This is a genomic window from Massilia paldalensis, assembly GCF_044901715.1.
Lineage (GTDB): Bacteria > Pseudomonadota > Gammaproteobacteria > Burkholderiales > Burkholderiaceae_D > Telluria > Telluria paldalensis.
Genome location: NZ_JBJCIU010000002.1, coordinates 519,008 through 545,155, shown reverse-complemented (window position 1 = coordinate 545,155; position 26,148 = coordinate 519,008). Strand labels below are relative to the sequence as shown.

Below are 26,148 nucleotides of genomic sequence, written 5' to 3'. Positions count from 1 at the left end.
GCTGCGGCGGGGTTTTTTTATTGCCCGACTACGTCACCCCTGCGCAGGCAGGGGTCCAAGTTTGCGAACATGCTCGCGACATTGGGCCCCTGCCTGCGCAGGGGCGACGGTGGGCCTCGGTTCTTCTCACAAATTCCCGCGTTCGCTCCACAGCAATTCCGCTATTATTTGACCTATGACTACGACTACCAACGCCGATCCTTTAGAGATCCAGAAATTCAGCGAGCTGGCCCACCGCTGGTGGGACCCGACGTCCGAGTTCCGTCCGCTGCACGACATCAACCCCCTGCGCCTGGAATGGATCAACGCGCGCGCGCCGCTGGCCGGCAAGAACGTGATCGACATCGGTTGCGGCGGCGGCATCCTGGCCGAATCGATGGCGCGCAAGGGCGCCAAGGTCACGGGCATCGACCTGTCGAAGAAGGCGCTGAAAGTGGCCGACCTGCATAGCCTGGAATCGGGCGTCGAGGTGCGCTACAAACTGATCGCCGCCGAGGACATGGCGGCCGAGGAAGCGGGCCAGTACGACGTCGTCACCTGCATGGAGATGCTGGAACACGTGCCGGATCCCGCCGCGATCGTGCGCGCCGCCGCCACGCTGGCCAAGCCGGGCGGCAAGGTGTTCTTCTCGACGCTGAACCGCAATCCGAAGTCCTACCTGTTCGCCGTTATCGGCGCCGAATACGTGCTGCGCATGCTGCCGCGCGGGACCCACGACTACGCCAAGTTCATCACGCCGGCCGAATTGTCCGGCTTCGTGCGCGATGCGGGCTTGCTGGTGGACGGCTTGAAGGGCCTGACCTACAATCCGCTGACCAAGATCTACTCGCTCAACCAGGACACCAGCGTGAACTACATGGTGGCCTGCTCCAAGCCGCTCTGACCTCGTTTCTTCATGACCTTTCCTGCCCGCTTTCCGGCGCCACGCGCCGTCCTGTTCGACCTGGACGGCACGCTGGCCGACACCGCGCCCGACCTCGCGGCCGCCGTCAACTGGCTGCGCACCGAGCGCGGCCTGGACCCGACGCCCTACGAGATCCTGCGCCCGACGGCATCCGCCGGCGCGCGCGGCATGATCGGCGCCGCCTTCGGCCTGGCGCCGGGCGACGAGGGCTACGAAGAACTGCGCCTCGCGTGGTTCGACCGCTACCAGTCGGCGATGGCCGTGCACAGCACGCTGTTCGACGGCATCGGCGAACTGCTGGACGGCATCGCCGCCGCCGGCATGGCCTGGGGTATCGTCACCAACAAGCCGGAACGCTTCACCAATCCCCTGGTGCCGCAGATCGGCCTGGCGCACGCCGGCTGCATCGTGTCCGGCGACACCACGCCACATCCGAAGCCCCACCCCGCCCCGCTGCTGGAGGGAGCACGCCGCCTGAATCTGGAGCCGTCGCAGTGCTGGTACGTGGGCGACGACCTGCGCGATATCGAAGCGGGCCGCGCGGCCGGCATGGTGACGGTGGCCTGCAACTGGGGCTATTGCGGTTCCATCGATCCGGCGACTTGGGGCGCCGACTACCAGCTCGACACGCCGCAGCACTTGCTGGCGACGCTGCGCGAGGTGGCGCAGGCGGTGCGGGTGGCGTAAGCGGCGGCTCGAGCCCGTCATTCTCTCCCTGAGCCGATTGCAGATGCGCGCCCCACCGTGGGCGCGTTTTTCGTTATCTGTCGCTCCCCTTGTCGATTAGTTGCATATTTTTGGCTTGGGTGCGTGCGAACGAGCTGTACCGCACGCCGTCGTATGCACCGGTCTTCGAACCAGCTTACACATCTTTACGATTGATACAGCCCATCGTCTAGCTCTTCAAAGTGGTCACCGTTAATCTGGCTGCACACGACAACACACCGCAACTGGAGCAGAACATGGAAGCGATCAAGACCACCGCCCGTATCCACCCGCTGATGGCAGCCGCCGCCGTCTCCGTCATCGTCGTCAGCCTGGCCGGCACCGCGGCGATCACCGGCCTGCTGCCGAATTCGCGCGGCGCCAACGAGACCCCGGTCGCCGCCGCACAGCTGGCCCCTGCCCTGCCGCTCGCCGCCGCCGGCGTCGCACCGCAGGCCGTGCAGCCTGCGGGCTATGTCCAGCCGGCAGCTTATGCCCAGCCGGCGGGCTATGCCCAACCGGTGGTGGCAAACGTCCAGCCGGCCCCGGCTCCGGTGATCATCAAGGAAACCGTGATCAAGGAAGTGCCGGTCAAGACCGCGCCGAAGCCGCGCCCCGCTTACCACCAGCCGACCTACGTGCGGAACGACGCACCGGTCTACGCCGAACCCCGCCCCGCCGCCCAGCCGAACTACGTGGCGATCGGCACCGGCGCCGTGGTCGGCGGCCTGCTGGGCAACCAGGTCGGCAGCGGCAACGGCCGCAAGCTGGCGACGATCGCCGGCGTCATCGGCGGCGGCATGCTGGGCAACCAGATCGCCAACCAGAACCGCTGAACGGCGCGCATCCGGCCCTGGGCGTTCGCAATCATCACGATTGGTTACATCTCGAACGCCCGCAGGACTGGACTTGCGCCCGCTATGGAGTACAATGGAGTTTCCTCAGCTGGGGGCGACCTGGTTTCGACGTGGGTTGCAAAGCAGCGCAGGGCATACCGAGGACTGGTTACCTCGTAAATACATCCAGAAATCAATAACTGCAAACGATAACTCGTACGCACTCGCAGCTTAATCGCTGCTAGCTCTACACTACCTCGCCTCTGGGGTGGGCCGCAAGGCAAGTAGAGTCATTTACAGAGGCTAGGAATCGACTGGGTTACCGTGTTGATTCCGAAACTTAAGGTAACTCGCTTGTACACAGGGTGCACATCCCCGTTGTACCGGTTAAATTAAATGATAGTGCTAAGTATGTAGAACTGTCTGTAGAGTGCTTGCGGACGAGGGTTCAATTCCCTCCGCCTCCACCAAAATTCGATCCAACGTGGTTTATCCACGTCCAAGAACCCGCCTCCTGGCGGGTTTTTTACTATGGGGAGTCGTATATCTTGGGCTAACATAGTCCAACGACATCCGAACCTATGTGGGGGTATGTCCTGGGGTAGATCGCGTACCCCGGAAACTGCTACCCCCAAGATACCCCGCTCATGCCCCTGACTGACACGACCATACGCACCGCCAAGCCTGGCGCCAAGCCAACCAAGCTATTCGACGAGCGCGGGCTCTTCCTCCTCGTTACGCCGGCCGGCGGTAAATGGTGGCGCTTCAAGTACCGTTTCGAGGGTAAGGAAAAGCTGCTGTCGCTCGGCACCTACCCCGATGTCAGCCTCAAGGACGCGCGCGAGCGGCGCGATGACGCGCGCAAGCAGCTGGTCGACGGCATTGACCCGAGCCACAGCCGCAAGGCCCAGAAGGCGATGCGCCAGGTGCAGGCCGCAAACAGTTTCGAGCTAACTGCCCGCGAGTGGTACGAGAAGCACTCACCCAACTGGGTCGAGGCGCATGGTAGCCGGATCATTCGCCGGCTCGAGCGCGACATCTTCCCCGACCTGGGCGCCAGGCCCATTGCCGACATCACGGCGCCCGAATTGCTGCTCGTCATCCGTAAAATCGAAGCGCGGGGTGCACTTGAGACGGCCCACCGTGCCCTCGGCAACTGCGGCCAGGTGTTCCGCTATGCCGTGGCGACCGGCCGCGCCATACGCGACCCATCGGGCGACCTGCGCGGCGCCCTGCCCCCGGTCAAGGGCGAACACTTCGCCGCGGTGACGGATCCGGACCAGGCCGCGCAGATCCTGCGCGCGATCGCGGAGTACAAGGGATCGGCCGTCGTGTCCTGTGCCCTGCGCCTCGCGCCGCTTGTCTTCGTGCGACCTGGTGAGCTTCGCGGTGCCGAGTGGGCCGAGATTGATCTGGTCGCGGCCGAGTGGCGCATCCCTGGCGCGCGCATGAAGCTGGGTCTCGACCACATCGTCCCCCTGTCGGCGCAGGCCGTGGCGGTCCTGCAGGAGATTCACGGCCTGACCGGCGGCGGCCGCTACGTGTTCCCCAGCGCGCGTACCGCGGCGCGGCCGATGAGCGACAACGCCGTCCTGGCGGCGCTGCGGCGCATGGGCATCGCCAAGGACGAGATGAGCGGCCACGGTTTCCGGGCGATGGCGCGCACGATCCTGGACGAAGTCCTGGGCGTTCGTCCGGACCTGATCGAGCATCAGCTGGCACACGCCGTGCGCGATGCGAACGGCCGGGCCTACAACCGTACAGCACACCTGCCGGCGCGCCGAGAAATGATGCAGGAATGGGCTAACTATCTCGACAAGATTCGAAACCTTTAAACCCGTCCTTTATTTACCATTCGAAGAAAATAATGTATGAGCGAAAACATCGAACACGCCAAACCGAATTTTAAAGACGCAATAATCCATTTTGAGAAAAGCAACTCTTGCATCGAACCAATGCCAGTTAGCTATACGAGCTTTACACCATTAGGCGGAAAGACCGACGCATTGGGGCAAGGGTATCTATACGAACTTACTGAAATATACGGCGATCAAGTTCCATTACTCCTGTCTGAATGTAGGCGAGTAATTGGAATTACAATGATGGCGTGGGTTGGACTACCCAATGATCTTTCGATGGCTTGGCGAGCGGTTGTGGCGGTACTGGACGGATCGATCGAATCTAGCTTCTTTAAGCCATCAATGGAACAGGATGAAGTAGTTGATTTCTTAGACTTCATGGTTCTTTTCTACCTGATCTCAGCATCTGTCGCTACCGCAACAGGACAGACGAAAGCTGCCATTGAATTTCTTTTTGAATCGTCAGAATCTCATAGACTAAGCGATCTGATAAAGGGCGACGTATCGCATAAAGATTTTCTGTCGGAGATGGCTGTGCGTGCGGCAAAGAAAAGACATGCTCAGGACCCTAAGCAGGCTGAAAGGCGTTTTGTGTTTGAATGCTGGTGCAACTGGCGTCAAAAGCCAGAGGTATATAAAAGCAAAGCGGCGTTTGCTCGCGACATGTTGAGCAAATGTGAGAACCTAGAAAGCCAGAAAGTAATCGAGGATTGGTGCCGTCTATGGGAAAAAGAAAATAAATAATAATTAGTCTGCTAGTAGAGTGAGCACCGTGCAGAATCCTGCTCACTCTACTAGCACTCAGGTTTTCTAGAAGGAACACTGAATTCAAGATTGCTCCATCGGTCCACTTTGGACGTATTCACACAGGAGCGGTCTAAATGCATCAACTCCCAGAAACGGGCTTTCTGCGCCTGCCGCAGATCATCGGGGATTCTAAAGCCGTCCCACCCATCCCAGCCATCATCCCCGTCCGCAAGTCCACCTGGTGGGCCGGCGTTCGGTCGGGCCGCTTTCCGGCAGCCGTCAAACTTGGGCCGCGCACGACGGCCTGGCGAGTCGAGGACATCCGCGCATACGTGGCCCAGCAAGGGACGGCTCATGTCGTTTGAGGCAACGAATCGCTTCCCCGAAGGGAGCAGAAAAACCCCGAAGGGAGCGAAGGGAGCGCATTTTTTTCTCTACGCTCTTCCACCCTCTTCGCGCTCCCTTCACCAGCCTGACGAGCAGAATTTGCAGCCGAATGCACGCAATCGCTTGACGGCGCGCGCCGCCTGGCCCGATACTGGCCACGTTCCCGAGAAAAAGGGAACCAGGCTTGGCCGCCTGAATACACTGAGGCGCACGGACCGCGCAATGCGGTTTTTTTTCGTGCGTATGCCTCTGTTCGTCTCCTATGGGCGGCGGTGGCAGGGACGCCTTCGGGCGTGCTGGTTTCCTTTGGTGTACCAGTCGGCCAACCCTGTTACTCGCCGCTCACCCCACTTGGCCGTGGGGCGCGGTGTGATCTCACACACCAACGGAGGCACTATGCCTGGCTTCAACTCGCCCGTACTTTCCCCATCCGCATTCACCCGCCGCATCGACGGCATCGACGTTTCGCAGCTGCTGCGCGACATCGGCGAGGCCACCGCGCGCACTGGCTCAATCGAGCTGTTCCGCCTGTGCCTTAACGCTCAGCAAGTGCTGACCGCAACCGCATCTATCCACACGAAGAACGAAGCCGCGCTGCTGGCCGCGTACCGTGCAATGGACGACCGTGCGCGCGCTGACATGCTGCCGGTAATGCAATCTGTTGCCGAACAGGCCCCGCGCCACCGCCCGCCGCTGACGCTTGTGCAGCACAGCCAACGTGGGGAGGCCGTATGAGCCGCACCCCGAAGAAAGCCCCGTTCGATCGCGTGGCCGGCGCCCATAAGCCTTTCACCTGGATCCACCAGGACGTTGAAAAATCTCCGCTCATCGACTTTGTCGACATGACTGTCGATATTTCTACGGGCCTCGAAACCTGTCTCGGCCTTGTTCATGCGAGCGAATTGGAGCACCTGGCCAACGATAGTTGCGCCGAGGGCGAAGAATCGCCTCCTACGCTTGGCATGATCGAACGCCACAACCTTCTCAGGTTCGCCATTGCAACGAGCAAGATGTTGCGCCTTCACTCTAGCGAGATGGTCGACTGGATCAACGAATTCAAAAGGGTAAAACGTAGCGGAGGAAATCAGTCATGAACGCGCCACAAAACATCGAAGCGCAGTTTGCCGCTGTCCTGCGCTCTTTTGACCTGAACCCACCCGAAGTGATCGCGGACGGCGTGCGCCGGCGCTTCGACGCCGACGACGACAAGCGCGGCAAGAAATCCGCCTGGTACATCCTGCACGGCGACGGCGTGCCGGCCGGCGCCTTCGGTAATTGGAAAACCGGCCTGTCGGAAAAGTGGTGCGGCAAGTCGGACCAGGCGCTAACGCCGCCCGAGCGCGCCGACTACCTGGCCAAGATCGCCCAGGCGCGCACGGACGCGGAGGCCACGCGCCTGCAGCTGGAGGACGAGGCCGCCGCCGCGTGCGCGCGCATCTTCGCCGGCGCCCTGGACGCCACCGACGACAACCCGTACTGCGTCCGCAAGGGCATCAAGCCGTACGGCCTCAAGGAGTTCAAGGACAAGCGCACGCTGCTGGTGCCGCTGCGCGACGCCCAGGGCGCGATGTGCAGCCTGCAGTTCATCTATGCCGATGGAACGAAGCGCTTCAAGTCCAACGGCCGCGTGCAGGGCGCCTACTACAGCTTCGGCGGCCGCCCGGTCGACACGGTGCTGGTCTGCGAGGGCTTCGCCACTGGCGCCAGCCTGTTTGCCGCTCTCGGCCATCCGGTGGCGGTCGCCTTCAACGCCGGCAACCTGGAGGCGGTGGCGCTGGCGCTGCGCGGCAAGTTCCCTGACGTGCAGATCGTCGTGTGCGCCGACAACGACCGCTTCAACGCCGCCGGCAACGTGGGGGTGGAGCGCGCCACGGCTGCGGCGCGCGCGGTCGGCGGCTGGCTGGCAGTGCCGGAGTTCGACTCCGACGAGGGAAGCCCAACCGACTTCAACGACCTGGCCCAGCGCCAGGGCGGCAACGCGGTGATCGACGCTTTCTGCAGGGCGGTGTGCGTCGCCCCGCCAGCAGCCGAGCTGGCCAGCCCGGCCAAGCCGTCGAGCGAGCGCCCAGCAGCGCCGGCCCCGAGCCGCGTGGTGAAGATCCGCTGCGGCGCCGACATCAAGCCCCAGGCCATCACTTGGCTGTGGCCTGGCTGGCTCCCTGCCGGCAAGCTGACCATCTTGGCCGGCGCGGCCGGCACGGGCAAGACCACGCTCGCGCTGGCGCTGGCCTCCGTCATCACAGCCGGTGGCCGCTGGCCGGACGGCACGGTAAGCAAGGCCAAGGGCAACGTGCTGATCTGGTCAAGCGAGGACGTGGCCGACGACACGCTGGTGCCGCGGCTGATCGCGGCCGGCGCCGACCTGTCGCGCTGCCACTTCATCGAGGGCATCGCGCAGAATGGGGAGAGCGTGCCGTTCGATCCGTCCCAGGACATTATCGAGCTGCACCGCGCGGCCCAGGCCATGGGCGGCGTCAGCCTGCTGCTGATCGACCCCATCGTGTCGGCGGTGGCCGGCGACATGCACAAGGCGAACGATGTCCGGCGCAGCCTGCAGGCGGTGGTCGACTTCGCGGATGCACACGGCTGCGCTGTCATCGGCATCACGCACTTCGCCAAGGGCGGCGCCGGTCGCGAGCCGCAAGACCGCGTGATCGGTTCCCAGGCGTTCGGCGCGCTCGCGCGCATGGTCCTGGTCACCGCGAAGGAAAAGGACAGCACGCGGCGGGTGCTGGCCCGCGCCAAGTCCAACATCGCGCGCGACGACGGCGGCATGGCCTATTCGATCGAACCGACATCGATCGACGGCGGCATCGAAACCACGCGCGCCATGTGGGACGGCGTGATCGAAGGCACGGCGCGGGAAATCCTTGGCGACGTTGAAATTGACGAAACCGAGGACGGGGATTCACGCGTCGAACTCAAGCGCATGCTGGCCGATATCCTGCGAGACGCCGGCGGAGCGATGCCGACGAAGGCGCTGCAGGCCGAAGTAAGGGACGCAGGGCACTCGTGGGACGTTGCCAAGCGCCTGAAAAAAGAGCTGGGTATCGAGTCCGTCAAGATGAGCATGGGCGGGCCGTGGGTCTGGCGACTCCCCCAAAATCCGAAGGCGGCAGACGAAGGGAGCGCGAAGGGTGCCGAAGAGTATAGAGAAAAAAACGCGCTCCCTTCGCTCCCTTCGCTCCCTTCGGCGCCTGTACCGGGGATAAATCCGGTCACTGGAATTGTCACGGAGGAACTATGAGCCTCGATTCGATGCTTGGTGCCGTGCTCGATCGATGCGCGGCCGAAGGCGTCACGGTGGTACTCGTCGGCGGGAAACTAATCATCGCCGGCGAACAAACCGCCCTGGACGAGTGGCGCCCGCTGCTACGTTCGCTAAAGCCGGAATTGATAGAAATGATGACGCGCACCACCGCCGGCACGCAGCGCCGCGCAACGGCTTTTACCGCGCGCGGCGTCGAAGCCGGGGCTGCCTATGCGCTGGCGCGGCGCCTGGACGTGCGTGATGCGCGGCACGATGAGCGGCGGCTGTGCTTGGAGTGCGTCCACTTCCTCGGCACGACAGACGCCTGTCGCTGCGCGCAATGGCGCCAGGCCAGGCTTGGCGGTCCCCAGCTTCCTCGCGAGCTGCCAGTGATCCTGCAGCGCTGCAGGGCGTTTCAGCCGGCAGACCTGGACCGGGCGCCCGCGCCCATCCCCCCGGCCCCACGGCGGACGTACGCTCGGCCGGCCACCTACTTTGAAGGAGCTACACAATGACGGCGATCATCAGCCAATACATGCGCCGCCAGGCCGTTGCCTACGAACTCGGCATCAGCCGTCACACTCTGGCGCGGATGCTCAAGACGGACGCGACGTTTCCCCGGTTCTTCGAGATCACGCCAGGCATCACTGTCATCGCCCGCGCCGACTTCGAACACTGGCTGCGCATGAAGCGCCACGCTGCCCTTACAGCCCAGGGCTGAGCCTCGATACTCCCTGCTGCACCGCGCCGCGACCGGATGCCCGATTGCGGCGCGTGGCGCGCCTGAGCGATCCTTTCGGCACACTAACCACGAAGGATCGAAATGCCCACACTCGCAGAACTCCGCGCCGAAAACGACCGCATCGAAGCCCGCACCAAACAGCTGCTCGAAGATTTCCCCGGCGCCAGTTGGGGACCGAAGCAGCAAACCGAATGGGACACGCTGATGAACCGCGCCGAGCAGCTGAAAGGCGAATTCGCCGCCCAGGACACTGCACTCAAAAACGCGGCGAATTCGTCGCCCTGGAAGAACCAGAGCGGCGGCGACGTGAAGGTGCTGCGCAACAGTGCAGACATCCGGGCCCACTACGCGGCCATGAATAACACGGGCCGGCCAGGCGAAGAAATCCGCATCGATGACTTCCTGCGCGGCGTCGCCGGCATGAAGTCATCGACCGCCGTACAGAATGCGCTGTCCACTGGTACCGACACCGCTGGCGGCTACCTGCTGCCGTCCGTCGTCATGCCCGGCATCCTGGAAGCGCTCGTTCCTGCATCCTCCCTGCTGTCGGCCGGCGCCGGCATCGTGCCGCTGGACGCTGGTGCCAGGAACTTCACCACCGCCGCCATCGACACCATCCCCACCGCGCAATGGCGCTTGGAGTCGGGCCAGATCGCTACCTCCGAAGCAACGTTCCGTGCGGTGGTCGCCGCGCCCAAGAGCCTAGCCTTCATGTTCAAGGTGAGCCGCGAGCTGTTGGCCGACGCGCCAAACATGGCGGCCGCGCTCAATGTGGCGATCGGCCAGGCGTTCGCGAAAGAACTGGATCGCGTCGGGCTGCGTGGGTCCGGCACCGCACCCGAACCGCACGGCATCCTCACCACGTCCGGCATTCAGACCATGGGCAACGGCGCCAACGGTAAAGCTCTGGCCGACTACGCCAACTTCCTGAGCGCCGCCGAAACGATCCTGCAGGCCGATGCGCCGGCGCCGCTGGCGGCGATCATGTCGCCCCGCTCGCTGATCCGCCTGGCCGGCCTGGTCGACGGCAACAAGCAACCGCTGGCACCACCGCGCATGCTCGAGAACTGGAAGATGCTCTCCACCAGCCAGATCCCGAACAACCTGTCCGTGGGCACGTCGAGCGACTGCAGCGAGATCTACGTGGGCGACTTCAGCAAGGTCAACTTCATGATGCGCGAGCAAGTCAGCATCCAGATCGCCCGCGAGCTGTTCGCCGGCACTGGCGAAGTCGGCTTCATCTGCCATGTGCGCGCCGACGTCGCCGTGATGTACCCGAAAGCCATCGCCGTCATCACTGGCGTGCGCTAAGTCGCGTTTCGGTGGCGCGAAAGTGGCGCGCGCCATCGAACGCCGCCCGTAAATCCAGCATGTGCAGATTATCAGTGATCATCGGTTCTGCACCCTTCAAACGATATAAACAGTTGCAAGCAGGGCGTTACTCGGCGAGTGGCCCGCTCATCATCCAAACCCCGAGAGCGTGCGGAGACCTACCTTTCGTCGCGCGGCACGCACCCACCGGCTCACCCATCCCAGCACTGCAGCGGCGCGCACCTGATCGACACGACTGGCACCGCCCCAGGGGGCACCAAATGTCTGTGGCATCGCACAACAGGGACCGCTATGACCCTTCGAATCAACGCTAACCCACAAAACGCCGACCTGGTGTCGCCGGCCTGTTGTGCGCGCACGCGCGCGTAACAAACGAACTCGTGGCGGTCAATATCGGCGATCTGGGGGGGGGATGTCAAAAGCTTGGACGGCCCGCAGATAGGGACCGCACTGGACCTGTTTGTGCACACCCGCGAAATGAAACTTTTTTTTCCAGCAGCAGAGAGTGGCTTCTTCGAGCTGGTGCACCGCGCCCAGGCAGCGCCCTGAGACCATTTCGCGCGCGAGGAAAGCAGGCGAATTCCGTCGAGCTGGTAGCGTAGGCCAGTTCCGGCCCGCCTGGCGCCGCCCGCGTCGACGGACACCCCAGGGGGGGGCGAAAGTCCGGACGGCGCGCCGCAGGACACCACGCTCCCTCCCACGCGCGGAAAAAAATCCCTTTTTCAAATTTTTAATCAGCAAATGGTTTTCAGCAAATGGTCGCAGACACGGCGGCGATGGACACCAGATGCTCAAGCCGGGGGCGACCGTGCGCTGGCCTGGCGGCATGAGCCGCTGTCGCCCTACGCCAAGTAAATCGGGGTAGGTTTGGGGGTAACAAAGCAACTCATCAGAAGCAGACTCAGCAGAATAGCCGCCTCCCAGCCTTTATTCGTTAGCCTCCGCCTCCACCAATATTCAAAAACAAAGCCCCCTTGGCGCAAGCCAAGGGGGCTTTGTTTTTGAATATTGCGTTTTGGGCGGAGGGAATTGAGACCTCGTCCGGCACGGACGAGGGGCGGAGCCGGGGTTTCCCGTCGCACCGCGACGGGCCGGCGGAGCGGCCTTGCGCTTGCAAGCGCAAGGCCTCTTCAATTCGCCACTTCAAGGAAAATTGCGCAGCGATTTTCTGCCTTTGCTTCCGCCCCCTCAAACCGCAGATTGAATCCTTCAACCGGGTCACTTCAAAATATCGCGCCGTGTTCCCCCGTCTTCCCCCGTCGCCGTCTCAAACGATAATCGCTGGCATTTGTGATAATTGAATAGTTTTTTTGCTATTTTGATACCTTATAATTCCAAATAGAAACGGCGCATATGATGCCGTCAACTAGGGGAAAGAAAATGAAAACTGTTATCGCCATCGCAGCCCTGTCGCTGCTTACTGGCTGTGCTTCCATCTCGGGCGAGCGCATGCAACCTATCACCGTCAAGACCGTCCATGACAACGTGGAGATTGCCGGGGTCGGCTGCACGCTCAGCAACGATGCCGGCTCCTGGTTCGTGACCAGTCCGGGCAGCGTCACTGTGCACAAGAGCACCGGCGATCTTGCCGTCGATTGCAAGAAAGAGACGTTCGCAGGCAACCACACGTTGGTGTCCAAGTCGAACGGCGCCGTGTGGGGTAACGTCCTGATCGGCGGCGGTATTGGCTACATCGTAGACCGCAATACCGGAGCAGGTTTCGACTATCCCGCGTCTGCAACCATCATGTTGCGCAAAATAGGCGACACGTCCCCGACGACGCAGCCTCCGACGGTGCAACCGCCCGTCGCAATGGCTGCTGCAAATATCGAACAGTCCACCATAAAACAATAAACACCATGGCCGGCACAAGCCGGCCTCATTTGCCGAAGAGTCCGATGAAGTTGCACCACCTGCTTGCAGTAGCCCTGTTCGTTTCGACCTCTGTCCATGCCCAGCGCGCGCCGGACGCCGCGCCCTACCAATTTCCTACGCCTGCCTCCCGGTCGACGATAGCGCCGAATACGCCCGCGGCACCGGACGAAACCGAGTTGCTGTCGCACCGCCATTACAAGACCAAGGATGGCCGTGAAGTCCACTCACCATCGACGTCAACGCATGGCCAGGTACCGGCCAACGCAAGCGCCAAATGCCGGGACGGTACCTACAGCTTCAGCCAGCACCGTCGCGGGACCTGCTCGCACCATGGCGGCGTGGACACCTGGCTGTAAAGCAGCGATCGCCGACTCACCGATCCCCCTGCCTCACCGACCCCAGCCCCTGCATCGACTTGTTGACCGTCCTCGGCCTCCCGAAATACGTCACGCTCCCCATCCCCTGCCCCTGCACGTCGAGCCGGTTCCTGGCCGTCACGCGGGCATTCCCCACCCCGCGCAGCACGAGGTCGACATCGTTGGCAATCAGGTCCTTCGTATCGACCTCGCCCGCCCCTTCCGCCTGGATCGTGAAGGTCTTCACCTCGCCGCCCACACGCAGCTCGCCAGCGCCGCGGAAATTCACGTCGAGGCGGTCGCCGCGGATCTGGTTCAGCCGGATCTCGCCCGCGCCTTCCGAGCTGAACGCGCGCAGCTGCGGCATCGAGACGACGATGTGCTGGTCGCCGCGCAGCGTTCCGTAGTTCTTGTCGCGCATGCGCACGACCAGTTGGCCATTGACGACCTCGGTCACCACGTCCTTGACGAACTTGTCGCTGCCGCGCACCAGCAGCGACTGGCCCTTGCCGCCCTCCACGATGACGTTGAACGGCCCCTGTACGCTGATCGACGTGAACGGCGGGACACTACGCGGCTGGTCGGCGGCGTGGGCGCTACCGAGGCAGGCAAGGGAGATGGCGAGAGCAAGGGCGATCCTGGACATGGCGTTTCCTGTTCGTTAAGTTGAATTCATTGTAGAGAATGAATTCCTTAACGGACACGGTTTTGTGACAGAACGCAGCAAAAGCGCCCTGGACGGCAATCACAGGCTCTTGGAAACGGCGCAGCGCAGGAGTTCGTTCATTCCCGGCCGGCACATCTTGCGCAGGATGCTGGCCTTGTGCAGGGCCACTCCGGCCGGACGCATATCGAGCCGCAATGCAATGCCGTGCAAGTCCAGGCCGGTCGCTAGCAGCTTCGCGACCTGTGACTCCGTCCCGCTCAGGTCCGCCTGCTCGACATGATCGGCGTGGAAACAGACATGCGCGGCAAGTTCTTCACCCATCGCCTCCCCGATATAGGCCTGCCCCGTCGCCACCGTGGCAATCGCCACGCCCAGCTCCGCCACGCCCGCGCCGTTCGACAGGAAGCCGGACGCGCCGAAGCGCATCGCCTCGGCCGCATAGCCCACATCCGTATCGTAGCCGTGCACCAGCAGCCGGCTCGTAGGCCTCGCATGGCGCAGCTGGTTCAGCGTGCGCAATCCGATGTCCTGCAGCAGCACGAGCGAGACCAGGACGACCTCGTGCGGGATGGCCATGAAGGCACGCAAGAACTGCAGCGTGTCGACGGCCTCGGCGGCGATGGCAACCGACGCCTCGTTCGCCAGCACGGACCGGAACCCGAGCCGCAACACGCAGTTCGGCTCCGCGAGCAGCACGCCAACCATTCGCCCTCCTGGTCTGGTGGATGGATCGATCCATCATATCCGGACCAGCTTTGCAATTACTTGAAGGACGCTTGATTCTGCTCAACCAATGCGTTGAGCAAACTACTTGTGTTTGGGTATAAAGGGTCAGGACGTCGGCCCCGGATCCGTCCCTTCCGCCACCAGCAATTCCTTCAGCATGGAATCGTTGAACGCCGCCAGGTCGTCCGGTGTGCGGCTGGTAACGAGCCGCGCGTCGATGACGACGGGGTCGTCCGTCCACTCAGCGCCGGCCGCCTGCAATTCCTGCCTGGCGTCGGGTGCGCTGGTGACGTGCTTGGCCGTGGCGATGCCCGCGTCGATCAGTGACAGCGGGCCGTGGCAGATCGCCGCCACCATCTTCGCCTCGATGTCGAAGCCGCGGATGAAGTCGATGGCCGCAGGGCTCGCGCGCAGGTGGCGCGGATTCTCCACGCCGCCCGGCAGCACCAGCGCATCGAAGTCGTCGGGATTGGCGCCATCCACGTCCAGTTCGACGCGGAACCTGGCGCCTGGCCGGTCGTGGTCGACGCCCTGGATGTCCTCGCCGGCGGCCTTGGGCGCCAGCAGCACGACCGTCGCGCCCTGCCCTTCCAGGAAGGCGCGGGGGCTCGTGTATTCGATCTGCTCCACGCCGTCCGCCATCAGCATGGCGATGCGCTTGCCCTCCAGGGGCCTGCCGGAAATCTGCTGCTCCATACCACCTCCTGCCGTCGATTGATCAAGGATCGCGCCATTCTAGGCAGGAGGCGGCCGATGCGTCGCACGGCGCGACGCAGTGGCGCAACCGGCCGTTCAGTGCTTGGTCTGCGACTGCAGCTCGGACAGGATGGCCTGGTTGAAGGCGGGAATGTCGTCCGGCTTGCGGCTGGTGACGAGCCTGCCGTCGACGACGACCTGTTCGTCGGTCCACTGGGCGCCGGCGTTCTGCAGGTCGAGCTGCAAGGTGGGCCAGCTGGTGACGCGCTTGCCGTCGACCAGGTCAGCGTCGATCAGCGTCCACGGGCCGTGGCAGATGGCGGCGATGGGCTTGTCCTCGCGGCCGAATTCGCGGATGAAGGTGATCGCTTCCATCGACAGGCGCAACTGGTCGGGATTGGCCACGCCGCCCGGCAGCACGAGGGCGTCGAAGTCGGCCGGACGGGCATCGCGCACGTCCAGCTCGACCTTGAATTTCTGGTCCGGGGTCAGGTGGTCGAAGCCCTGGATCTCGTCGCCGGTGGGTTTCGGCGAAACCAGCGTGACCTGGGCGCCCTGCTGTTCGAGGAAGCTGCGCGGGCCCGTGTATTCGACCTGCTCGACGCCGTCCGTCATGAGGATGGCGACGCGTTTGCCCTTCAGGGCCTGGGTGTTGGTGTTTGCCATGGAATGCTCCTTTTAGCGTTGGTGAATGAGCTAGATGGAAAGGAGATTCTAGGTTTTGAACGACAAACGCGGCGCGCGGAACGCATATGCACGTTCCGCGGATGAGAGGAACTCAGCAGTAGACCAGGCCGCGCATCATGCCGAAAACGCCTGCCACACCATCCAGACGTTGGCCGAGGAAATGACGACGAACAGGAACCAGGCCAGCGCCGACGTCCACCAGGCGTTGACGAACTCGCCCATCAGGTCGCGCCGTCCCGTCAGGCGGATCAACGGGTACATGGCGAACGGCAGCTGCATGCTCAGCACGACCTGGCTGGCGACCAGCATCCGGCCGATCGCATGGTCGCCCAGCGTCAGCACGCCGACCATGGCCGGCGCCAGCGCCAGGCCGCGCGTGATCAGGCGCCGCTGCCAGCACGGGATCTTCAGCTTGAGAAAACCTTCCATGATCACCTGGCCGGCGATGGTGCCGGTGAACGTCGAGCTCTGGCCGGAAGCCAGCAGCGCCAGGCCGAACAGGAAGGCGGCCAGCGCCGTGCCGGCCACCGGGGCCAGCAGTTCGTAGGCCTGGTCGATCTCCATCACGTTGCCGCCGCCCGGCTTGTAGAATGCGGCCGCGGCCAGCACCAGGATCGCGCCGTTGATGAACAGCGCGATGCCCAGCGAGACGATGGTGTCGATGCGCGACATGCCGATGGCTTCCTTCAGGCGCAGCGCCTGGCCGCTGACGGCGCCCAGGCGCACCACGCGCGTCTGCACGACCGAGGAATGCAGGTACAGGTTGTGCGGCATGACGGTGGCGCCCAGGATGCCGATGGCAAGGTATAGCGCGTCGCGGTCGGCCAGCTTCTGCAGCGACGGCACCAGGCCCGCCACGACGGCATGCAGGTCCGGCTTCACCAGCACGAGCTCGGCGAACAGGCATACGCCGATGGTGGCGATCAGGCCCAGCACGATCGCTTCCAGCTGGCGGAAGCCCTTGCCCTTCAGGCCCAGCACGATCAGCGTGTCGAGCGCCGTCAGCGCCACCCCGACGGGCAGCGACACGCCCAGAAGCAGGTGGAAGGCGAGCGCGCAGCCCAGCACTTCGGCCAGGTCGCAGGCGATGATCGATAGCTCCGCGAACACCCACAAGCCCTTGGCCGTGGCCGGCGAATACTGTTCGCGGCAATGCACGGCGAGGTCCTTGCCGGTGACGATGCCCAGGCGCGCGCACAGGCATTGCAGCACGATGGCGGCAAGGCTCGACAGCACGACGACGAACAGCAGGTTGTAGCCGAACTGGGAACCGCCCTGGATGGCCGTGGCCCAGTTGCCCGGGTCCATGTAGCCGACCGAGACGAGCAGGCCGGGGCCCGCATAGCGGATGACTTTCTTCCAGAACGGGTAGTGCTCGGGGACGGTGACGGTGCCGGACACTTCGGAAGGACAGAACGGGGCGGTGGCGGTGGTGGGTAACTTGAACATAAGACTTTGCGCTAGATGAATCGATTCTATCGCAAAGCCCGGCTTCGTTTGCCGCCAGAAAGGTGGGTACGCGCACCGCATAGTCTGCATGGTGGGCACGAGGTGCCCACCCTACCGCCTGCCCGTGTCATGGGTGGGCACCGCGTGCCCACCTTCGCCGTCAGCTTATCCCCAGCACGTGCAAACGCGCCCGCAGGCGCCGGATCTCGTCGCCCATGTCGACCACGAGGGCCGCCAGGTCTTCGTTGGCATCGAAATCCCGTTCCACCCGCAGCAGGCGGCGGGCCCGTGCCAGGTCGCCGCTGCGGAAGCGCCAGCCCGTCACCTGCACGGTGCTGACGAAGGCTTCGCCGCTGCCCAGCACGCCGGCCTGCACGTGCCGCACCACCCAGTCCGGCTCCACGTCGCAGGCGCGCGCCAGTTCCTCCACGGTCAGCGCCGCATCATCCAGCAGCACGCCGGTAAGACTCATGTTCGCTTGCATCGTTTACGCTCCTACTCGTTCACGGGGATTGAAGGCCAGCTCGCGCGCCATCTGCTCGTACAGGGCGCGCGCCTTGTCGCTGTCCGCGGGCGGCAGCACGACGTCCAGGATCAGGTACAGGTCGCCCGGCGTCGCCGCGGGAATGCCGCGCCCCTTCAGGCGCAGCTTGCGGCCGGATTGCGATCCCTTCGGCACCGTCACCTCGACCGTGCCCGACGGCGTCTGCACCGACACCGAGGCGCCCAGCGCCGCCTCCCACGGCGCCACCGGCACGTTCTCGTAGACGTTCGTGCCCTCGACGCGGTAGCGGGGATCCGGGTTGAACTGGATCTCGAGGTACAGGTCGCCGTTGGGGCCGCCGCCGATGCCCGGCTGTCCCTGGCCCGCCAGGCGCAGCTGCTGGCCCGGCGTGACGCCTTTCGGGATGGTCACGCTGAGCGTCTTTTCCTGCATCGTCGTACGGCCCTGCTCGTCGTGCTGGGGCACGCGCAGGCTGATCGTGCGCGTCGTGCCCTGGTAGGCGTCGCGCAGGTCGATGGTGATCGATGCGTGGATGTCCTCGCCCTGCATGCGGAACGACCCGCCGCCGAACCCGCCCGCGCCGCCGCCCGCGCGCGAACGCCGGCCTACGTGGGCGAACAGGTCGTTGAAGAAATCGTCGGAATCGGCGCCGTTGAAGTCGAACTGCGTGCCCCAGTCCGGCGGCGGCTGGAAACCGCCCTGGCCACCCGGTCCGCCCCTCGGCATGTTGCCCAGTTCGTCGTAGGCGGCGCGCTTCTCGGCGTCGCCCAGCACGTCGTAGGCTTCGTTGAGTTCCTTGGTCTTCGCGTCCGCGTCCTTGTGGGTGCTGACGTCGGGGTGGTACTGGCGCACCAGCTTGCGGTACGCCTTCTTGATGTCGGCCTGGGATGCCGTCTTGTCGACACCAAGTACTTGGTAGTAATCCTTGTATTCCACAAGCTTGCTCCCAATGGTGAAATGAAATTATCCACGATATGATGGCGAAAACCTTGCTTTTCAACCATGATGAAACACCAGAACATTCCCCTGCTCCTCCTCGTCGCCTGCCTGTGGCAAGGCAGCGCGCAGGCGGCCAGCTTCGATTGCGCCAAGGCCCGCACCGGCAGCGAGAAGGCGATCTGCGCCAATCCTGAACTGGGCCGCCTCGACGAAGAAATCAGCCAGGCCTATCGCACGCTGCTGGCCAAGGTCCCGGCCCCCTACCAGCCCAAGCTCCAGCAATCGCAACGCAACTGGCTCAAGAGCCGGCCCGACGGCGGCGACCTCGCACCGGCGCTGCGTACCCGCCTGGACCGCCTGAAGACCGCGCTGTCGACGGTGAACGGGGTCATGCTACTGGAAATCGATGGCCAGCACATGCCACCCTACGTGCTCTCGCCGTTGCCGGGGGCAGCGGCCTACAACCGCGAGGTGGACGCGATCTGGAACGCCGCGCAGCAGGACGCCGCCGCCGCCCTGCGCGTCGGCGAATGCGACCGGCTGCAGGAGGCCCGTGGCGCCGACACACCGGATCCCGCCACGCGCAGGAAGCTCGCCGAGTGCGACGGCCTGACCACGACCGGCCGCTACTACAAGGTCGACTTCGTATCGCCCGACCTGCTGAGCGTGCAGGAGACGGAGATGGAGATGACGTGGGGTGCCGCCCACCCGTCGAACAGCAGCCGGCACCTGAACCGGTGGCTGTCCAGGCCGGGCAAGGTGGGCCCGGACGACATGTTCGCCGCCGCCGGCTACCGCGACGTGCTGCGCAAGGGCGCGCGGCGCTACCTCGCGAAGGAAGGCGCGACCGGGTCGCCGGACACGGATGCCGAGGCAGTGGATCCCGACAACTGGGGATTCTCGGCGGACCAGCTCACCATTACCGGCCAGGCCGAAAACTACGGCCTGGGACGCGGCGACATCGAGATCGCCATCCCCTGGCGCGACTTCGGCGCAACGGTGCGGCCCCAGTTCCTGGGCCTGTTGAAGAAGGCGCGCTAGCCGTCCGTGGCGGGCGGCGCGGTGCACGGACGATCCCGGATGACCCCGATGGCATCGCATCGGGCGCGTCCGCCTCGCGGTGTTGTCCAACAATCAGTAAAATCACGGGTTTCGCCCATCGCCCGTACCATGACGTCTACTGTATCCCCCGAGCATCAAGCCCACCCCGTCCGCGCCGAGATCGCCACCTTGTGGCGCCTGTCGTGGCCGATGCTGGTCGGCCAGCTGGCCACCGTCGGCATGGGCGTGGCGGACGTCGCCATGACGGGCCACGTCAGCGCGGCCGAGCTGGCCGCCGTGTCGCTCGGCACCTCGGTGTGGTCGATCGTCCTCGTGACGGTGATGGGCGTCATGATGGCCGTGAACTCCGTGGTGGCGCACGAGATGGGCGCCGGCCGCTACGAGCGCATCTCCCATTCGGTGCGCGAATCGCTGTGGATGGGCGCCATCGTCGGCATTGCCGGCTGCCTGGCGGCGAACGCCTGCGCCCTGCTGTTCGACCACATCGGCCTGGCGCCGGACGTCGCCGACCGCGCCAAGATCTTCCTGCACATCATCAGCCTCGGCATGCCCGCTTTCGCCTGCTACCGCGCGCTGTACGGCTACACGACCAGCATCAACCAGACCAAGCCGATCATGGTCATCGCCATCCTCGGCCTGCTGTACAACGTGCTCATGAACTGGCTGCTCGTGTTCGGCAACCTCGGCTTCCCGCGGCTGGGCGCGCTCGGCTGCGCCGTCTCGACGGCCAGCGGCGTGTGGCTGATGCTGGCGGCGATGGTCGCCTGGATCAGGGTGTCGAGCGCCTACCGCATGACCTATCCGTTCACCCACTGGGAAGGCCCGAACTGGCCCGAGATCGGCGCGATGCTGCGCCTGGGCCTGCCGATCGGCGTCACCCACTTCGCCGAGGTCAGCGCCTTCGGCATCGTCAGCCTGCTGGTCGCGCGCTTCGGCGTGGTGGAGGTGTCGGCGCACCAGATCGCGCTGAACTTCGTCTCGCTCGTGTTCATGGTGCCACTCAGCTTCGGCATCGGCGCCCTGACCCGCGTGGGCCAGGCGATGGGCGAAGGCAACCCGGAGCGCGCCCGCTTCGTGGCCTGGACCGGCACCGGCATGTGCATTGCCTTCGGCGTGCTGTCCGCCCTGTTCATCCTCGTGTTCCGCTGGCAGATCGTCGCCATGTACACGTCGGATGCCGCCGTGCAGGCCACGTGCGCCATGCTGCTGCTGTTCGCCGCCCTGTTCCAGCTGTCCGACTCGACCCAGGTGGCGGCCGCCTCGGCCATGCGCGGCTACCAGGTGACGCGCGCGCCGATGATCATCCAGATGATCGCGTTCTGGGGCGTGGCGCTGCCCGTCGGCTGGATCCTCGGCCTGGCGCCCGCCTGGTTCCCTTGGTCGCCGGCCGTGCCGATGGCGGCGACGGGATTCTGGATCGGCCTCGTCCTGGGGCTGACGGTGGCGGCGCTGTTGCTGTCGTGGTCGCTGCACAAGCTGTCGGCGCTGCGGGTGCGGGAGGCGCTGCGCCCCTGATCCGGTCCGCCGGGACGCGAGGCCGGTGCCGCCGTCGACACGGTCCGAACGTCCCTTGCATATCGACATCGCTACTGTAACGCTGTCATAATTGCAAAGTTGACACTTTCACGCGCACAACGATGCAGACCACGGGCAGCACGCACGATCCCTTTTCCGCCGACGGCAAGTGGCGCCCCCTGCACTGGGTGCTGCTTGCCCTCGCGTTCGCTGCCCTGTCGCTGGCCGTCATGTGGCAGCGCTGGGGCGGCACGGTCGAGGATTCGCTCGCCTACTTCAACACCGCCCGCTTCCTGCGCGGCGAAGTGCCGTTCTCCGCGCTGCGCGCGCCGTTCCCCTACCGGCTGGCCATGCCGGGCCTGGCCGCGCTCTGGCCCGGCGACCTGCGCAACGGTTTCGCGACGCTGAACTGGCTGGCAACGGCCGCCAGCGCGACGGTGCTCGCCTGTCTCGTCCATGCCGCCGGCGGCGACCGGCGCCGCGTCGTCGCCGCCGGCCTGCTCGCGATCGTCTCCGTACCGACATTCTGGTACGCGCCCTACCTGCTCACCGACCCCGGTGCGATCCTGGGACGCTCCGTCTTCGCGCTGGGCGTCGTGCTGTCCCAGCCGTGGCTGGCGCTGGCCGGCGGCCTGTTCGCGACGACGGTCAGGGAAGAGAACATCCTGCTGCTTGCCTGGCTGCTGGCGTTCGGGCGGGTGGGCATCGTGCGCGGCGGCGTCGTGCTCGCGCTGGCCGCCGCCTGGCTCGTCGTCGTGCGCTGGTACGTGTTCCCGGGACTGCCGTCGTACGTCTGGGCGCCGAACATCGGCACCGTCGTGACGGCCCTGCGCGACGTGCGTTCGCTGCTGTCGCTGCTCGGCGCCGGCATCCTCGTTATTCCGCTGGCCTGCCTCGGCTGGAAGCACGTGCCGGAGAGGATCAAGCCGCTCAAGGGCATCCTCCTGATGATGGCGCTCCCGCCGCTGTACGCCGCGCTGTCCGTCCGGATCGAAGGCCGCGCCATCTGGAGCCTGTATCCGTTCCTGATCCCGATCGCCGTGTTCGCCCGCGTCCGCCCATGATTGCCACGCCCGCCCTCTACGGCTACCTCTGGTGCGCCGTCGCCTCGCTGTTCAGCGCCACCGCGACCTTCCTGCTCAAGAAATCGTCGGGCTACGCCAGCTTCGCGGAGATCGCCAAGCTCGGATGGCTGGCCTGCGCCGCCGGCAGCTACGTGCTGGGCTTCTTCTGCTACGGCCAGGCGCTCAGCCGCCTCGAGATGACCCTCGCCTACCCCATCATGACGGCCTTCACCATCGTGACGGTGGCCGTGTTCGGCATGCAGTTCCTCGGCGAGGCAGTGTCGCCGGCCAAGGCCGCGGGCATGCTCATGCTGTGCATCGCCTGCTGGCTGATGACCAGGTAAATCCGATTCCCTCTTGCGCGGCGGCGCCGGTCACTGCACAACGCAGGGCAGCGTGACGGTGAATTCGCTGCCGGCCCCGGGGCCGTCGCTGCTGGCCACGACCTGTCCGCCATGCAGCGTGACGATGGTCTTCACCAGCGCCAGGCCGATGCCCAGCCCGCCCTGGGCACGGTCGGGCGAACGTTCCGCCTGGGTGAACAGGTCGAACACATGGGGCAGCAGGGCCGCGTCGATGCCCAGGCCGTTGTCGCGCACGCGGATCGACAGCGTCGTCCCCTGGCGCGCGACCGACAGGTCGATGCTGCCGCCCGGCGGCGTGTACTTGGCGGCATTGTTCAGCAGGTTGACGAGCGCCTGGACCAGGCGGTTGGCGTCGCCCACGATCCTGGCGCCGCCCGCATCGCCGTCGACGCACAGCACGTGCCGGCGGGCCTCGACCAGCGGCCTGGCCTGCTCGACGGCGCCGGCCACGATGGCCATCGGGTCCAGCACCGTGCGGTCGAGCTGGATCAGGCCGCGCGTGACGCGCAGCGTGCGCCCGTCGGGGGCCAGGATCTGGATGCTGAACGGGGCCAGCTCGAAGAGTTCGCTGAAACGCTTCTCCGGGCCGGCACTGCTTGCGGGGTTGGCGGGCGGGAGCGGGGAATCGGGTGGCATGTCGGGACGATCGTCGATGTTGGGCCGGAATGACGTCACAGTTTTACGTATCGTGCCGGTGGTTCGTCGCGTCGTACGCCTGCCGCCCCAGGACCCCATATTTACAGCTTTTCCCGAATGAGTCTGGTATCGTCTCGGCCGTTGCACATAATTAATTTATCACCCGAGACCATCCAATGCGCCTTCTCTTCTGCCTCCTCGCCGCCTTTCTCGCGGCCGCTCCCGCATCCGCGGAGCGCCTGACGCTGGACCGCATCCACGCCGACCCGGCGTTGTCCGGTCCTGGCGTACGTGCCCTGCGCGTTTCGCCCGACGGCGAGCGTGTGACCTTCCTGCGTGGCCGTCCCGACAACCAGTTCCAGCTGGACCTGTGGGAATACAATATGAAGGACAAGACCACGCACCGCCTGGTCGACTCCAAGAAGCTGGTTCCCAACGAAAACCTGTCGCTGGAAGAAAAGGCGCGCCGCGAGCGCATGCGCACGGCCAGCCTGTCGGGCATCCTGAGCTACAGCTGGTCGCCGGACGGCAAGCAGCTGCTGGTGCCGATCGCGGGCGACCTGTACCTGGTGGACGCGGCGCATCCGGAAGCGGCGCGCAAGGTCGCCTCGGGCAACGTGATCGATCCGAAGATCTCGCCGAAGGGCCGCTACGTCTCCTTCGTGCGCGACCAGAACCTCTACGTGATCGACCTGTCGACGGGCCAGGAACGCCAGTTGACGACGGACGGCAAGGACACCATCCACAACGGCGAGGCCGAATTCGTCGCGCAGGAAGAGATGGACCAGAAGACGGGCTACTACTGGGCGCCGGACGACTCCGCCATCGCCTACCGCCGCTATGACGAGGCGCCGGTGCCGGTGGCGCGCCGCTTCGAGATCTTCGCCGACCGCACCGAGGTCATCGACCAGCGCTACCCGGCCGCCGGCGACCCGAACGTGGTCATCGACCTGATGGTCGTGAACCCGGCCACGGGCGCGCAGAAGAAAGTCGACCTGGGCAGCGAGAAGGACATCTACCTGGTGCGCGCCGACTGGAGCGCGGACAGCAAGACCCTCGTCTACCAGCGCCAGTCGCGCGACCAGAAGCGCCTGGACCTCGTCGCCGTCGATGCCGCCACGCTGTCCCAGCGTCCGCTGCTGACCGAGACGTCGACCACCTGGGTCGCCATCCACGACGACCTGCGCTTCCTGTCGAAGAAGAAGGCGTTCATCTGGGCGTCCGAGCGCAGCGGCCGCAACCACCTGTACCTGTACGATTTGAACGGCAAGCTGCTGCACCCGATCTCGAGCGGCGAATGGGGCGTGGACAACGTGCTGGCCGTCGACGAGGACGCGGGCAAGGTCTATATCGCCTCGAACAAGGATGCGCTGACGGACAAGCAGACCTATGCGCTGAACCTGGACGGCAGCAATGCCGCCAAGCCGGTGCGCATCACCAAGACCGACGGCTGGCACGACGACACCTTCGCCAAGAACGGCAAGATCTTCGTCGACACCTTCTCGGATCCGAAGACCCCGGCCCAGGTATCGATCCGACGCGCCGACGGCAGCATGGTCGAGTGGCTCGAGCGTAACGAAGTCAAGGGCGACCACCCGTTCGCGAAGTACATGCCGGACCTGCTGCCGACCGAGTTCGGCACGATCAAGTCCAAGGATGGCCAGGACATGGTCTACGCGATGATCAAGCCGGCCAACTTCGACCCGGCCAAGCGCTACCCCGTGTTCCTGACCGTCTACGGCGGCCCGCACTCGCAGCAGGTCACGCGCGGCTGGGGCAATATGTTCAAGCAGTACATGGCGCAGCAGGGCTTCGTCGTGTTCACGCTGGACAACCGCGGCTCCTCGCGCCGCGAGCGCAAGTTCACCGACGTCATCTACGGCGAACTGGGCAAGCATGAAGTCGAGGACCAGGTCACGGGCATCGACTGGCTGGCCAAGCAGAGCTTCGTGGACAGCAAGCGCATCGGCGTGTTCGGCTGGAGCTACGGCGGCTTCATGACGCTGCGCCTGCTGGCGGCGGCCTCGGACAAGATCGCGGCGGGCGTGTCGGTGGCGCCGGTGACCGACTGGTCGCTGTACGACACCCACTACACGGAGCAGTTCATGGGCTCCACGCCCAAGAGCAATCCGGAAGCGTACAAGCAGAGCGGCGTGTTCGCCCACCTGGACGGCCTGAAGTCCAAGCTGCTGCTGGTGCACGGCATGGCCGACGACAACGTGCTGTTCACCAACACGACGCGCATGATCGACGCGCTCGTGAACCGCAACGTCCAGTTCGAGCTGATGACCTATCCGGGCGCCAAGCACGGCATTTCCTCGCGTGCCGGCCAGCGCCACGTGTACGGCATGATCGAGGCCTTCATGAAGAAGAACCTGATGCCGGAACAGAAGTAATTCTGTTCAGCGATGCACTGGTGGGCACATGGTGCCCACCCTACGTCCAACAAAAAGGCCGCGGGGTGAATCCCCCGCGGCCTTTTTCGTAGGGTGGGCATCACATGCCCACCATCACGCACACCAATTATTTGGTCGCGTCGTGGATCTTTTCCTTCAGGTCGCCCATCTTTTCCTGGGTCTTGCCTTCGACCTGGTTCTTCAGGCCCTTGGCCTGCTGTTCTTCGCTACCCACCAGCTTGCCAGCTTCTTCCTGGATCTTGCCGCCGATGTCTTGCAGTTTGCCGTTGATCTGGTCCTTGTTCATGGTGTTCTCCTTTGCGTAATGCATGCGCCGTGTGGCGATGTCTGGATGCCATCTTATCCAGTGCAGCGATACTGCTCAGTTAGCGCACGCACACAGCGCATGCGCGCGACGGCCGCAGGCCCCAGCTGATAACATTTTGTT

28 protein-coding genes and 1 other RNA gene are annotated in these 26,148 nt (G+C 64.7%); 20 read left to right on the top strand and 9 right to left on the bottom strand.

Annotation, left to right across the window (positions count from 1 at the left end; translation table 11 throughout):
- Positions 1-175: 175 nt before the first annotated feature.
- From ubiG to ACI1V7_RS12125, 15 genes are all read left to right on the top strand, one after another.
- Positions 176-883, top strand: coding sequence for a bifunctional 2-polyprenyl-6-hydroxyphenol methylase/3-demethylubiquinol 3-O-methyltransferase UbiG (gene ubiG / locus ACI1V7_RS12190; protein WP_404532019.1), 708 nt, complete (start codon positions 176-178; stop codon positions 881-883).
- Between the two features lie 12 nt (positions 884-895).
- Entirely contained in the window at positions 896-1,591 is a 696-nt protein-coding gene (locus ACI1V7_RS12185; protein WP_404532018.1) for an HAD family hydrolase, read from the top strand.
- A gap of 275 nt (positions 1,592-1,866) precedes the next feature.
- On the top strand, positions 1,867-2,445 hold the full coding sequence (locus ACI1V7_RS12180) for a glycine zipper 2TM domain-containing protein (protein WP_404532017.1): 579 nt from the start codon (positions 1,867-1,869) through the stop codon (positions 2,443-2,445).
- Between the two features lie 111 nt (positions 2,446-2,556).
- Positions 2,557-2,915: a transfer-messenger RNA gene (ssrA, locus tag ACI1V7_RS12175) on the top strand.
- 177 nt (positions 2,916-3,092) lie between these two features.
- Complete coding sequence (locus tag ACI1V7_RS12170) at positions 3,093-4,280, top strand: tyrosine-type recombinase/integrase (protein WP_404532016.1); 1,188 nt, start codon at positions 3,093-3,095, stop codon at positions 4,278-4,280.
- 36 nt (positions 4,281-4,316) lie between these two features.
- Complete coding sequence (locus ACI1V7_RS12165) at positions 4,317-5,048, top strand: hypothetical protein (protein WP_404532015.1); 732 nt, start codon at positions 4,317-4,319, stop codon at positions 5,046-5,048.
- Between the two features lie 137 nt (positions 5,049-5,185).
- On the top strand, positions 5,186-5,416 hold the full coding sequence (locus tag ACI1V7_RS28425) for a helix-turn-helix transcriptional regulator (RefSeq protein ID WP_489672317.1): 231 nt from the start codon (positions 5,186-5,188) through the stop codon (positions 5,414-5,416).
- Positions 5,417-5,834: 418 nt separating this feature from the next.
- Complete coding sequence (locus ACI1V7_RS12160; protein WP_404532014.1) at positions 5,835-6,173, top strand: hypothetical protein; 339 nt, start codon at positions 5,835-5,837, stop codon at positions 6,171-6,173.
- On the top strand, positions 6,170-6,532 hold the full coding sequence (locus ACI1V7_RS12155) for a hypothetical protein (RefSeq protein WP_404532013.1): 363 nt from the start codon (positions 6,170-6,172) through the stop codon (positions 6,530-6,532). Before ACI1V7_RS12160 ends, ACI1V7_RS12155 begins: the two co-directional genes overlap by 4 nt.
- Entirely contained in the window at positions 6,529-8,685 is a 2,157-nt protein-coding gene (locus ACI1V7_RS12150; protein WP_404532012.1) for an AAA family ATPase, read from the top strand. The genes ACI1V7_RS12155 and ACI1V7_RS12150 overlap by 4 nt, the downstream gene beginning before the upstream one ends.
- A complete protein-coding gene (locus ACI1V7_RS12145; protein ID WP_404532011.1) occupies positions 8,682-9,203 on the top strand; it encodes a hypothetical protein in 522 nt (173 codons plus the stop codon). Before ACI1V7_RS12150 ends, ACI1V7_RS12145 begins: the two co-directional genes overlap by 4 nt.
- Entirely contained in the window at positions 9,200-9,409 is a 210-nt protein-coding gene (locus ACI1V7_RS12140) for a helix-turn-helix transcriptional regulator (RefSeq protein ID WP_404532010.1), read from the top strand. Before ACI1V7_RS12145 ends, ACI1V7_RS12140 begins: the two co-directional genes overlap by 4 nt.
- Before the next feature lie 102 nt (positions 9,410-9,511).
- Complete coding sequence (locus ACI1V7_RS12135; RefSeq protein ID WP_404532009.1) at positions 9,512-10,741, top strand: phage major capsid protein; 1,230 nt, start codon at positions 9,512-9,514, stop codon at positions 10,739-10,741.
- 1,401 nt (positions 10,742-12,142) lie between these two features.
- Positions 12,143-12,616, top strand: a complete 474-nt coding sequence (locus tag ACI1V7_RS12130; protein ID WP_404532008.1) for a hypothetical protein — start codon at positions 12,143-12,145, stop codon at positions 12,614-12,616.
- Positions 12,617-12,660: 44 nt separating this feature from the next.
- Positions 12,661-12,993 carry a DUF3761 domain-containing protein gene (locus tag ACI1V7_RS12125; protein WP_404532007.1) on the top strand — a complete coding sequence of 111 codons (333 nt, stop codon included), beginning with the start codon at positions 12,661-12,663 and terminating at the stop codon, positions 12,991-12,993.
- A gap of 16 nt (positions 12,994-13,009) precedes the next feature.
- Here ACI1V7_RS12125 and ACI1V7_RS12120 read toward each other — a convergent pair whose 3' ends face one another.
- The 7 genes from ACI1V7_RS12120 to ACI1V7_RS12090 all read right to left on the bottom strand — a co-directional run bounded on the left by ACI1V7_RS12120 (position 13,010) and on the right by ACI1V7_RS12090 (position 18,659).
- Positions 13,010-13,639 (bottom strand): head GIN domain-containing protein, encoded by a 630-nt coding sequence (locus tag ACI1V7_RS12120; RefSeq protein WP_404532006.1) that lies wholly within the window; start codon positions 13,637-13,639, stop codon positions 13,010-13,012.
- 99 nt (positions 13,640-13,738) lie between these two features.
- On the bottom strand, positions 13,739-14,365 hold the full coding sequence (locus ACI1V7_RS12115) for a LuxR C-terminal-related transcriptional regulator (RefSeq protein ID WP_404532005.1): 627 nt from the start codon (positions 14,363-14,365) through the stop codon (positions 13,739-13,741).
- Positions 14,366-14,491: 126 nt separating this feature from the next.
- Positions 14,492-15,082 carry a DJ-1/PfpI/YhbO family deglycase/protease gene (locus ACI1V7_RS12110; protein ID WP_404532004.1) on the bottom strand — a complete coding sequence of 197 codons (591 nt, stop codon included), beginning with the start codon at positions 15,080-15,082 and terminating at the stop codon, positions 14,492-14,494.
- 96 nt (positions 15,083-15,178) lie between these two features.
- A complete protein-coding gene (locus ACI1V7_RS12105; protein WP_404532003.1) occupies positions 15,179-15,748 on the bottom strand; it encodes a type 1 glutamine amidotransferase domain-containing protein in 570 nt (189 codons plus the stop codon).
- A gap of 135 nt (positions 15,749-15,883) precedes the next feature.
- Positions 15,884-17,218 (bottom strand): Nramp family divalent metal transporter, encoded by a 1,335-nt coding sequence (locus ACI1V7_RS12100; protein WP_404532002.1) that lies wholly within the window; start codon positions 17,216-17,218, stop codon positions 15,884-15,886.
- 160 nt (positions 17,219-17,378) lie between these two features.
- A complete protein-coding gene (locus ACI1V7_RS12095) occupies positions 17,379-17,690 on the bottom strand; it encodes a chaperone modulator CbpM (protein ID WP_404532001.1) in 312 nt (103 codons plus the stop codon).
- A 15-nt stretch (positions 17,691-17,705) separates the two neighbouring features.
- Entirely contained in the window at positions 17,706-18,659 is a 954-nt protein-coding gene (locus ACI1V7_RS12090; protein WP_404532000.1) for a DnaJ C-terminal domain-containing protein, read from the bottom strand.
- 66 nt (positions 18,660-18,725) lie between these two features.
- Here ACI1V7_RS12090 and ACI1V7_RS12085 point away from each other — a divergent pair, with 66 nt between their 5' ends.
- From ACI1V7_RS12085 to ACI1V7_RS12070, 4 genes are all read left to right on the top strand, one after another.
- Complete coding sequence (locus ACI1V7_RS12085; RefSeq protein ID WP_404531999.1) at positions 18,726-19,703, top strand: lysozyme inhibitor LprI family protein; 978 nt, start codon at positions 18,726-18,728, stop codon at positions 19,701-19,703.
- Positions 19,704-19,832: 129 nt separating this feature from the next.
- Positions 19,833-21,239: an MATE family efflux transporter gene (locus ACI1V7_RS12080; protein ID WP_404531998.1), complete on the top strand. Its 1,407-nt coding sequence runs from the start codon at positions 19,833-19,835 to the stop codon at positions 21,237-21,239.
- A gap of 122 nt (positions 21,240-21,361) precedes the next feature.
- On the top strand, positions 21,362-22,303 hold the full coding sequence (locus ACI1V7_RS12075; RefSeq protein WP_404531997.1) for a hypothetical protein: 942 nt from the start codon (positions 21,362-21,364) through the stop codon (positions 22,301-22,303).
- A complete protein-coding gene (locus ACI1V7_RS12070) occupies positions 22,300-22,647 on the top strand; it encodes a DMT family transporter (RefSeq protein WP_404531996.1) in 348 nt (115 codons plus the stop codon). Before ACI1V7_RS12075 ends, ACI1V7_RS12070 begins: the two co-directional genes overlap by 4 nt.
- A 30-nt stretch (positions 22,648-22,677) precedes the next feature.
- Here ACI1V7_RS12070 and ACI1V7_RS12065 read toward each other — a convergent pair whose 3' ends face one another.
- Entirely contained in the window at positions 22,678-23,304 is a 627-nt protein-coding gene (locus ACI1V7_RS12065) for a sensor histidine kinase (protein ID WP_404531995.1), read from the bottom strand.
- Between the two features lie 176 nt (positions 23,305-23,480).
- On the opposite strand from ACI1V7_RS12065, the gene ACI1V7_RS12060 reads away from it, so the two are divergent.
- Positions 23,481-25,700 carry a S9 family peptidase gene (locus tag ACI1V7_RS12060; protein WP_404531994.1) on the top strand — a complete coding sequence of 740 codons (2,220 nt, stop codon included), beginning with the start codon at positions 23,481-23,483 and terminating at the stop codon, positions 25,698-25,700.
- A 127-nt stretch (positions 25,701-25,827) separates the two neighbouring features.
- Here the strand turns inward: ACI1V7_RS12060 and ACI1V7_RS12055 are convergent, their stop codons facing one another.
- Positions 25,828-26,007, bottom strand: coding sequence for a CsbD family protein (locus ACI1V7_RS12055; RefSeq protein WP_314546790.1), 180 nt, complete (start codon positions 26,005-26,007; stop codon positions 25,828-25,830).
- Positions 26,008-26,148: the final 141 nt, after the last annotated feature.

Bases quoted from the DNA above. Each gene is read 5' to 3' on its own strand.
- ubiG (WP_404532019.1), top strand. From the start codon at position 176: ATGACTACGACTACCAACGCCGATCCTTTAGAGATCCAGAAATTCAGC.
- ACI1V7_RS12185 (WP_404532018.1), top strand. From the start codon at position 896: ATGACCTTTCCTGCCCGCTTTCCGGCGCCACGCGCCGTCCTGTTCGAC.
- ACI1V7_RS12180 (WP_404532017.1), top strand. From the start codon at position 1,867: ATGGAAGCGATCAAGACCACCGCCCGTATCCACCCGCTGATGGCAGCC.
- ACI1V7_RS12170 (WP_404532016.1), top strand. From the start codon at position 3,093: ATGCCCCTGACTGACACGACCATACGCACCGCCAAGCCTGGCGCCAAG.
- ACI1V7_RS12165 (WP_404532015.1), top strand. From the start codon at position 4,317: ATGAGCGAAAACATCGAACACGCCAAACCGAATTTTAAAGACGCAATA.
- ACI1V7_RS28425 (WP_489672317.1), top strand. From the start codon at position 5,186: ATGCATCAACTCCCAGAAACGGGCTTTCTGCGCCTGCCGCAGATCATC.
- ACI1V7_RS12160 (WP_404532014.1), top strand. From the start codon at position 5,835: ATGCCTGGCTTCAACTCGCCCGTACTTTCCCCATCCGCATTCACCCGC.
- ACI1V7_RS12155 (WP_404532013.1), top strand. From the start codon at position 6,170: ATGAGCCGCACCCCGAAGAAAGCCCCGTTCGATCGCGTGGCCGGCGCC.
- ACI1V7_RS12150 (WP_404532012.1), top strand. From the start codon at position 6,529: ATGAACGCGCCACAAAACATCGAAGCGCAGTTTGCCGCTGTCCTGCGC.
- ACI1V7_RS12145 (WP_404532011.1), top strand. From the start codon at position 8,682: ATGAGCCTCGATTCGATGCTTGGTGCCGTGCTCGATCGATGCGCGGCC.
- ACI1V7_RS12140 (WP_404532010.1), top strand. From the start codon at position 9,200: ATGACGGCGATCATCAGCCAATACATGCGCCGCCAGGCCGTTGCCTAC.
- ACI1V7_RS12135 (WP_404532009.1), top strand. From the start codon at position 9,512: ATGCCCACACTCGCAGAACTCCGCGCCGAAAACGACCGCATCGAAGCC.
- ACI1V7_RS12130 (WP_404532008.1), top strand. From the start codon at position 12,143: ATGAAAACTGTTATCGCCATCGCAGCCCTGTCGCTGCTTACTGGCTGT.
- ACI1V7_RS12125 (WP_404532007.1), top strand. From the start codon at position 12,661: ATGAAGTTGCACCACCTGCTTGCAGTAGCCCTGTTCGTTTCGACCTCT.
- ACI1V7_RS12120 (WP_404532006.1), bottom strand. From the start codon at position 13,639: ATGTCCAGGATCGCCCTTGCTCTCGCCATCTCCCTTGCCTGCCTCGGT.
- ACI1V7_RS12115 (WP_404532005.1), bottom strand. From the start codon at position 14,365: ATGGTTGGCGTGCTGCTCGCGGAGCCGAACTGCGTGTTGCGGCTCGGG.
- ACI1V7_RS12110 (WP_404532004.1), bottom strand. From the start codon at position 15,082: ATGGAGCAGCAGATTTCCGGCAGGCCCCTGGAGGGCAAGCGCATCGCC.
- ACI1V7_RS12105 (WP_404532003.1), bottom strand. From the start codon at position 15,748: ATGGCAAACACCAACACCCAGGCCCTGAAGGGCAAACGCGTCGCCATC.
- ACI1V7_RS12100 (WP_404532002.1), bottom strand. From the start codon at position 17,218: ATGTTCAAGTTACCCACCACCGCCACCGCCCCGTTCTGTCCTTCCGAA.
- ACI1V7_RS12095 (WP_404532001.1), bottom strand. From the start codon at position 17,690: ATGAGTCTTACCGGCGTGCTGCTGGATGATGCGGCGCTGACCGTGGAG.
- ACI1V7_RS12085 (WP_404531999.1), top strand. From the start codon at position 18,726: ATGATGAAACACCAGAACATTCCCCTGCTCCTCCTCGTCGCCTGCCTG.
- ACI1V7_RS12080 (WP_404531998.1), top strand. From the start codon at position 19,833: ATGACGTCTACTGTATCCCCCGAGCATCAAGCCCACCCCGTCCGCGCC.
- ACI1V7_RS12075 (WP_404531997.1), top strand. From the start codon at position 21,362: ATGCAGACCACGGGCAGCACGCACGATCCCTTTTCCGCCGACGGCAAG.
- ACI1V7_RS12070 (WP_404531996.1), top strand. From the start codon at position 22,300: ATGATTGCCACGCCCGCCCTCTACGGCTACCTCTGGTGCGCCGTCGCC.
- ACI1V7_RS12065 (WP_404531995.1), bottom strand. From the start codon at position 23,304: ATGCCACCCGATTCCCCGCTCCCGCCCGCCAACCCCGCAAGCAGTGCC.
- ACI1V7_RS12060 (WP_404531994.1), top strand. From the start codon at position 23,481: ATGCGCCTTCTCTTCTGCCTCCTCGCCGCCTTTCTCGCGGCCGCTCCC.
- ACI1V7_RS12055 (WP_314546790.1), bottom strand. From the start codon at position 26,007: ATGAACAAGGACCAGATCAACGGCAAACTGCAAGACATCGGCGGCAAG.